The sequence below is a fragment of the Streptomyces africanus genome (genome assembly GCF_002150735.1).
Taxonomy (GTDB): Bacteria; Actinomycetota; Actinomycetes; order Streptomycetales; family Streptomycetaceae; genus Streptomyces; species Streptomyces africanus.
Genome location: NZ_MUKA01000203.1, coordinates 1 through 7,172, shown reverse-complemented (window position 1 = coordinate 7,172; position 7,172 = coordinate 1). Strand labels below are relative to the sequence as shown.

At 72.1% G+C, this 7,172-nt stretch carries 7 protein-coding genes; 1 reads left to right on the top strand and 6 read right to left on the bottom strand.

All coding sequences use genetic code 11. The features are described from left to right. Window positions 1–1,273: ATP-binding protein (locus CCL05_RS23775; protein WP_244204381.1), on the bottom strand; the 1,273-nt coding region annotated here is incomplete at its 3' end. Between the two features lie 272 nt (window positions 1,274–1,545). On the opposite strand from CCL05_RS23775, the gene CCL05_RS23770 reads away from it, so the two are divergent. Then, a complete protein-coding gene (locus CCL05_RS23770) occupies window positions 1,546–2,898 on the top strand; it encodes a M14 family metallopeptidase (RefSeq protein ID WP_086562512.1) in 1,353 nt (450 codons plus the stop codon). Here the strand turns inward: CCL05_RS23770 and CCL05_RS23765 are convergent, their stop codons facing one another. From CCL05_RS23765 to CCL05_RS23745, 5 genes are all read right to left on the bottom strand, one after another. Continuing rightward, entirely contained in the window at window positions 2,899–3,402 is a 504-nt protein-coding gene (locus CCL05_RS23765) for a hypothetical protein (RefSeq protein ID WP_086562511.1), read from the bottom strand. It lies immediately after the preceding gene. A 65-nt stretch (window positions 3,403–3,467) separates the two neighbouring features. Beyond that, window positions 3,468–4,946 carry a GntP family permease gene (locus CCL05_RS23760; RefSeq protein ID WP_086562510.1) on the bottom strand — a complete coding sequence of 493 codons (1,479 nt, stop codon included), beginning with the start codon at window positions 4,944–4,946 and terminating at the stop codon, window positions 3,468–3,470. Window positions 4,947–5,048: 102 nt separating this feature from the next. Continuing rightward, window positions 5,049–5,459 (bottom strand): RidA family protein, encoded by a 411-nt coding sequence (locus tag CCL05_RS23755; RefSeq protein WP_086562509.1) that lies wholly within the window; start codon window positions 5,457–5,459, stop codon window positions 5,049–5,051. After that, complete coding sequence (locus tag CCL05_RS23750) at window positions 5,456–6,217, bottom strand: IclR family transcriptional regulator (protein ID WP_086562508.1); 762 nt, start codon at window positions 6,215–6,217, stop codon at window positions 5,456–5,458. Before CCL05_RS23750 ends, CCL05_RS23755 begins: the two co-directional genes overlap by 4 nt. Further along, window positions 6,214–7,172: sugar kinase (locus CCL05_RS23745; RefSeq protein ID WP_086562507.1), on the bottom strand; the 959-nt coding region annotated here is incomplete at its 5' end. The genes CCL05_RS23750 and CCL05_RS23745, both read right to left, overlap by 4 nt.

The following is a 7,172-nucleotide window of genomic DNA, read 5'->3' as shown; positions in this document are numbered from 1 at the left end:
GGCCCGGCACGGACGGGGGCCGCATCAGGCCGCCGCCCGGGCCGGGCCCGGGACTCGGGACGATCAGGGACTCGGGGCGCGTCACGGGCAACGGCACGGGCCCGCCTGCCGGAGCCGGCATGGGCCGCACCACGTTCCCCGGACCGCCGTCGAGCGGGGGCAGCGTCACCGTCCCCGCCCACACCTGCACCGGCAGGGCCCGTTCACCGGTGCTGCCGGTGAACCGGGCGTCGCCCGGCGGCACATCGGGACGGGCCCCGCGTGCCCCGCCCGGGACACGATCCGCGCCCGCCCCGCCCGGCAGGAGGGCCTCCGCCCGCGCCGGGCCCGTTCCCCTCCCGGCGTCGGGCTCCCCGATGCCGACCGCGATGTCGTCCGCGCACACCGCCTCCGCCGTCGCCAGGTCGAAGCTGCCCGCCAGGACCGACAGCCGGGCCCACACCAGCTGCTCGGGGCCGGTGCACAGGTCGTGGCTCCAGGCGACCGCCGCGCGCAGGGTCTGGTGGCGGGGCAGGGCGGCGGGGCTGCCGGTGGTGAGGAAGCGGTAGCGGTCGTCGAGACGGTCCAGGAGCTGGTCGACGTCGAGGACGCGCATCCGGACGGCGGCGAGTTCGATGGCGAGGGGGAGGCCGTCCAGGCGGCGGCACAGGCGGGCCACGGAGGCGCGGTTGTCGGAGGTGAGGCGGAAGCCCGGGACGACCGCGGCGGCCCGGTCGGCGAAGAGCGTGAGGGCCGGATAGCCCTCGGCGGCGGAGAGGTCGCCGTCCGGGTCGGGCACCGGCAGGGGCCGCACCTCCAGCAGGTGCTCCTCGGTGAGGCCGAGCCGGTGCCGGCTGGTGGCGAGGACGCGGACGCCCTCGGTGCCGCGCAGCAGGGCGGCGGCGAGCTGCGCACACGCCCCCGTCAGATGCTCGCAGTTGTCGACGACGAGCAGCAGCCGCCGGTCCCGCACCTGCTCGACGAGGGCGTCCAGCGGCGGCTGGGCGGAGTGGTCGTGCAGCCCCAGCGCGTCGGCGGCGGCGAGCGGCACGAGCGCCGGGTCGTGCAGCCCGGAGAGGTGCACGAAGCGCACACCGTCCGGGAAGGCCCGCCGCACCCGGGCCGCGATGCGCGCGGCGAGCCGGGTCTTGCCGACGCCGCCCGGCCCGGTCAGCGTCACCAGCCGTGCGCGGGTCAGCAGCTCGCGGCCCTGGGTCAGTTCGCCACGCCGGTCGACGAAGCTGGTCGTCTCGACCGGCAGTTGGTGGTCCCGTCGTGGCGCTGATCCGCCCATGATCAGCCAGTCCTCTGGGGGTGTGGTCCGAGGATCCGGACATTCCGGCTCCTCTTGCGCGGGTCCTCACTCTCCCCCGTTGCGTACATATATGCACGCCCGGTTCACACCCGTGGGTGTACTTCGACCGGGACAGCTCGACCGCCGCGCCGCCCGCGTACCATGCGCGACCGCTTTCCGCCTTGACCTGCTCATGCCATTAGCAGAACGATGTGCGCCACCCGCACCACGTACGTCGCACGGAACAACCCCACCTCCCACAAGGAGATTTCATGCGACTCCGCATACGAGGCTCCGGTGCCCGCACCGGCAGACGCACCGCCGCCCTCGCCGCCCTCCTCGCGCTCGTCCTCGCGGCACCCCTGACCGCGACGACCTCGGACGCCACCGCCGACAGCGCCCCCAAGGCGGTCCCCGCGGCCGACGACGTCCGGCAGTACGAGATCCACCTGCACGCGACGGCCGAGGACCGCACGGCACTCCAGCGCACCGGCGTGACCGTGGACGAGGTCCACGGCCACGGTGTCGTCGTCTCCGGGCGCGCGGACCAGATCAGGAAGCTGCGCGCGCTGGGCTACGAGGTCACGCCGCTCGGCGCGGTGCCCGACCGGTCCGCCGGCGAGGACGACGTCCGGCTCTACGACTTCCCGTCCGCCGACTCGCGCTACCACAACTACGCGGAGATGACGAGCGAGATCGACTCGATCGTCGCGGCCAACCCGTCCATCGCGAGCCGGCGCGTGATCGGCAAGTCCTACCAGGGCCGGGACATCGTCGCCGTCAAGATCAGCGACAACGTGGGCAGCGACGAGTCCGAGCCGGAGGTGCTGTTCACGCACCACCAGCACGCCCGCGAGCACCTCACCGTCGAGATGGCGCTCTACCTGCTGCGCGAACTGACCTCCGACTACGGCTCCGACGCGCGCGTCACCAGCATGGTGAACAACCGTGAGATCTGGATCGTCCCGGACATCAACCCCGACGGCGGCGAGTACGACATCGCGACCGGGTCGTACCGCTCCTGGCGCAAGAACCGCCAGCCCAACAGCGGCAGTTCGTACGTCGGTACCGACCTCAACCGCAACTGGAACTACCGCTGGGGCTGCTGCGGCGGCTCCTCCGGCTCGACGTCGTCCGAGACGTACCGGGGCGCGGCGGCGGAATCCGCGCCCGAGGTGAAGGTCGTCGCCGACTTCGTGCGCAGCCGGGTCGTCGGCGGGGTGCAGCAGATCAAGGCCGGCGTCGACTTCCACACGTACAGCGAGCTGGTGCTGTGGCCGTTCGGCTACACGTACTCGGACACGACGACCGGGATGACCGCGGACGACAACGCGGCGTTCAAGTCGGTCGGGCAGAAGATGGCCGCGAGCAACGGGTACACGGCGGAGCAGTCCAGCGACCTGTACATCACGGACGGGTCGATCGACGACTACCTCTGGGGCACGCACAAGATCTTCGCGTACACCTTCGAGATGTATCCGCGCTCCGGCGGGGGTGGGTTCTACCCGCCCGACGAGGTGATCGAGCGGGAGACCTCCCGTAACCGGGATGCGGTGCTGCAACTGCTGGAGAACTCGGACTGCATGTACCGGTCGATCGGCAAGGAAGCCCAGTACTGCCGGTAGTTACCCGGCGTCTTCCTCGAAGTAGGCGTCCAGAACCGCGTCCAACTGCTCGTCCCACTCGGTGAAACGGCTCCTGGCCGGCGCCTCGATCTCGATCGGGTACCAGCGCCGGTCAGGGGTGTGGACGGTGACGGTGTAGCGCTTGCCGAAGCGGGCGGTCTCCGTCTCGACCGCCCCGATCTCGTCCCAGCGGAACTCGCATTCCTGGTCGTCCAGGGACAGGCGTACGCCTCTGTGGTCGGCGACTATCCTCGCGCGGCGGTCGGACGCCTCGAAGACGGGACCGTCGGCGTCGGCGTCCTCCTCCGGCTCGGAGGGCGACGCTGCCTCGGCCGTCTCCTCCTGCTCGGGGGCGGACTCCTCGGCGTCGGCGACCTCGGGCTCCTTCTCCGGCTCGTCGTCCTCCGTCCGTCCGGACGCGGGTGACGTGAGCCCGGGGATGAAGGCCGGGTCGAATCCGGCGCCTTCCAGGGGCTGGCTGCTCGAACCTATGCGCTGCTCCACAGCGGAGCAGTATGGTCGACAAACCTGTGCCGCACACAGCCAGCCCCGACTTCGTTATCAGACCCCTACACGAAGAGGCTGAGCACCGCCGCCACGACGAACCCCGCGACCGACAGCACACTCTCCAGCACGGTCCACGACTTGAGCGTGTCCCGTTCGCTGATGCCGAAGTACTTGGCGACCATCCAGAACCCGCCGTCGTTGACGTGCGAAGCGAAGATGGAGCCGGCCGAGATGGCCATGATGACCAGGGCGACGAAGGCCTGGGAGTGGTCCCCTTCGGACAGGAGGGGTGCCACGATGCCCGCCGTCGTCACGATCGCCACCGTCGCCGAGCCCTGGGCGACGCGCAGCACCACGGAGATCAGGTACGACAGGACGAGCACCGGCAGGCCCACGTCGTTGAACGTGTCGGACAGGGCCTGGGCGACGCCGCTGGCCTTGAGGACCGCGCCGAAGACGCCGCCCGCGCCGACCACGAGCAGGATGTTGCCGACCGGCTTCAGGGACGCCGTGGACACCGTCTCCAGCGACTTGCGGGACCAGCCGCGCCGGATGCCGAGCAGGTAGTACGCGAGGAACAGGGCGAGGGTGAGCGCCACGAACGGGTTGCCGAAGAACTCGATCACCGAGCGGAGGGTGGAGGGGTCCAGGGCGATCGAGGAGAACGTCGCGGCGAGGATGAGGACCAGCGGGGTGCCGATGATGCCGAGGACCGTGCCGAGGGAGACGGGCTGTTCGCGCGGTTCCGTGCCGGCCGCCCGCTGCTCGTCGACGACTGCCTGCCTGGCCTCTTCCGCCGCCTCGACCATGTCCTGCGGCACCGCGACGAAGATGCGGCGGCCGATCCACGCCGAGTACGCCCACGCGGCCATCACGGCGGGCAGACCGCAGACGATGCCCATGAGGATGACCCAGCCGAGGTCGACGTGGAGGAGGCCTGCGGCGGCGACCGGGCCGGGGTGCGGCGGCAGGAAGGCGTGGGTGACCGACAGGCCCGCGAGCAGGGGCAGGCAGTAGAGCAGGATCGACTTGCCCGAGCGCTTGGCGGCGGCGTAGACGATCGGTGCCAGGACGAAGATGCCGACGTCGAAGAAGACCGGGATGCCGAAGATCAGGCCCGTGAGGCCCATGGCGAGCGGGGCGCGCTTCTCGCCGAACAGGCCGAGCAGGCGTCCGGCCAGCACCTCGGCGCCGCCGCTGACTTCGAGGATCGCGCCGAGCATGGTGCCCAGGCCGATGATGATCGCGACATGGCCGAGGATGCCGCCCATGCCGGACTCGATGGTGGAGACGGCGTCCGACTTCTGGACGGTGCCGAAGAGTTCGGTGACCGACAGGCCGGCCGCGAGGCCGACGGCTATGGAGACCGCGAGCAGGGCGACGAACGGCTGGAGTCTCATTCTGATGATGAGGAACAGCAGCAGCCCGATGCCGAGCGCGGCGGTGAGCAGGAGTCCGGTCGTGCCGTCGACCAGGAGGAGGAGGCCTCCGGTGTGGGGTGGGGTCTCGGCAGGGGCGGAAGCGGCGAGCGGAAGGGACATTCGGGGGTCCTCTGCGTAAGGGCATGCGGCTTCTGGGTAGGGGGGAGCGCGGCGCGGCGCATCGGGGGCGCCGCGCCTGGGAACAGACGGGGTGGGGCCGGGTCAGCCGAGGACGGCCAGCGCGTCGATCTCGACGAGGAGGCCCGCGGGCAGGCCGACATAGACCGTGGTGCGCGCGGCGGGCGGCTGGGTCAGGCCCTGCTCGTCGAAGTACGCGTTGTAGATCTCGTTGAACTCGGCGAAGTGGGCCACGTCCGTCAGGTAGACGCGGATCATCATCGCGTCGTCCCAGCCGGCGCCGCCCTCTTCGAGGATCGCCTTGACGTTGGCCAGGGTCTGGAGGGTCTGCTCGCGCAGGGTCGGCCCGGCGGGCGTGGGCGGCTTGCCCTCCTCGGCGGGCAGGAAGCCGACCTGGCCGGCGACCTGGAGGATGTTGCCCTTCCGCACACCGTGCGAGAACTTCGCCGGCGGTGTGGTGTGGGTCTTGGGGGTGAGCGCGGTCTTGTCCGTCATGCGGTGCCCTTCACTGGTGTTCTGCCGGAGTACTCGCCGCTGATGGCGTCCGCCGTACGGCGCACCTGCGGCAGGAGGGTGAGGAGTTCGTCGGCGGTGACGACGACGTTCGGCGCGGAGACCGACATCGCGGCGACGACCCGGCCGTCGGCGCCGCGGATGGGCGCGGCGACACAGTTGATGGACTCCTCGTGACCACCGAGGTCGGTGGCCCAGCCCTGTTCGCGCACCTTCTCCAGCTCGCGCAGGAACGCGCCGGCGCTGGGTGTCGAACGGGCCGTGTACGCGGGGTAGTCGAGCTTCTCCGCCACCGCCCGCCGCTCGTGCTCGGGCAGGTCGGCCAGCAGCAGCTTGGCGACCGCGGCGACGGTGATGGCGACGGGCTTGCCGATCCGGGAGTACATCCGCACCGGATAGCGGCTGTCGACCTTGTCGATGTAGAGGACCTCGTTCTCCTCGTACACGGCGAGGTGCACGGTGTGCCCGCAGCTCTCGTTGAGGCGGACCAGGTGGGGATGGGCGATCTCGCGGACGTCGAGGTTCTCCATCGCCTCCTGGGCGAGGGCGAAGAGGCGGGCGCCCAGGCGGTAGCGCTGGTCGGACTGGCGGTAGACGAGGCCGTGTTCGTGGAGGGTGCGCAGCAGGCGCAGGGCCGTGGACTTGTGCACGCCGAGGCGGTCGGCGACCTGCCCCAGGTCGGCGGGGCCCTCGGCGAGCAGCGGCAGGATGCTGAGCGCGCGGTCGACGGTCTGGCTCATGGCGTGCGTACCTCCTCGGGGGCCCGCTGTGTGTCGTCGGTCCAGCCCGGGCCGAGTCGCAGTCTCCCCCACGCCGCGTCGTCCAGGGCGGCGAGCCGGTCGGCGTGCTCCCGGGCGGGCGGCGCGGCGAGGTCGCCGGGGGCGGTGAGCGCGGCGGCGGCCAGCAGGTGCCCGTGCCGCAGCCGGTCCCGGACGGGCAGCCCGCGCAGGGTGGCGGAGAGGAACCCGGCGGCGAAGGCGTCCCCGGCGCCGACGGCGGCGACGACGTCGACCCGCGGGGCGGGCACGAAGGTGACGTTCCGCCCCTCGTAGACGGTGGCTCCTGCGGCGCCCTGCTTCACGACCAGCACCTCGGGTTCGGGGAGGGCGACGCGGACGGCCTCGGCGCCGCGCAGGCCCCAGGCCTCGTCCTGCCCGACGAAGACGAGGTCCGCGCCCCGCGCGAGGTCCCGCAGCACCTGTGGGGCGTCCGTGTCGCCCCACAGACCGGGCCGGTGGTTGACGTCGAAGGAGACCAGGGGGCGGCCGGGCCGGCGCGCGGTCAGCTCGCGCATCAGGTCCCGGCAGGTCCCGGACAGCGCGGCCGTGATCCCGGACAGGTGCAGCACGCGGCCGGCGCGGACCGCGTCCAGGTCCACATTGCCGACCGACATCGCCGAGGCCGCGGAACCGGCCCGGTAGTAGGCCACCTCGTGCGCGTCGGTGGCCCGGTCCCCGGCGGTGCGGAAGTAGATGCCGGTGGGGCGGGCGGGGTCGCGCCGGACGTGGGCCACGTCGACCCCGTACCCGCCGATCGCCTCGACCAGATGGTCGCCGAACGGGTCATCCCCCACCCGGCTGACCCACCGCGCGGAGTGCCCGGCGGCGGCCAGCACGCACGCCGTGTTGGACTCCGCGCCGCCGATGCCCCGGTCGAAGGAGGGGACGTCGGCGAGCCGTCCCGGCCGGGACGGCA

Bases quoted from the DNA above. Each gene is read 5' to 3' on its own strand.
- CCL05_RS23755 (WP_086562509.1), bottom strand. From the start codon at position 5,459: ATGACGGACAAGACCGCGCTCACCCCCAAGACCCACACCACACCGCCG.
- CCL05_RS23750 (WP_086562508.1), bottom strand. From the start codon at position 6,217: ATGAGCCAGACCGTCGACCGCGCGCTCAGCATCCTGCCGCTGCTCGCC.
- CCL05_RS23770 (WP_086562512.1), top strand. From the start codon at position 1,546: ATGCGACTCCGCATACGAGGCTCCGGTGCCCGCACCGGCAGACGCACC.
- CCL05_RS23760 (WP_086562510.1), bottom strand. From the start codon at position 4,946: ATGTCCCTTCCGCTCGCCGCTTCCGCCCCTGCCGAGACCCCACCCCAC.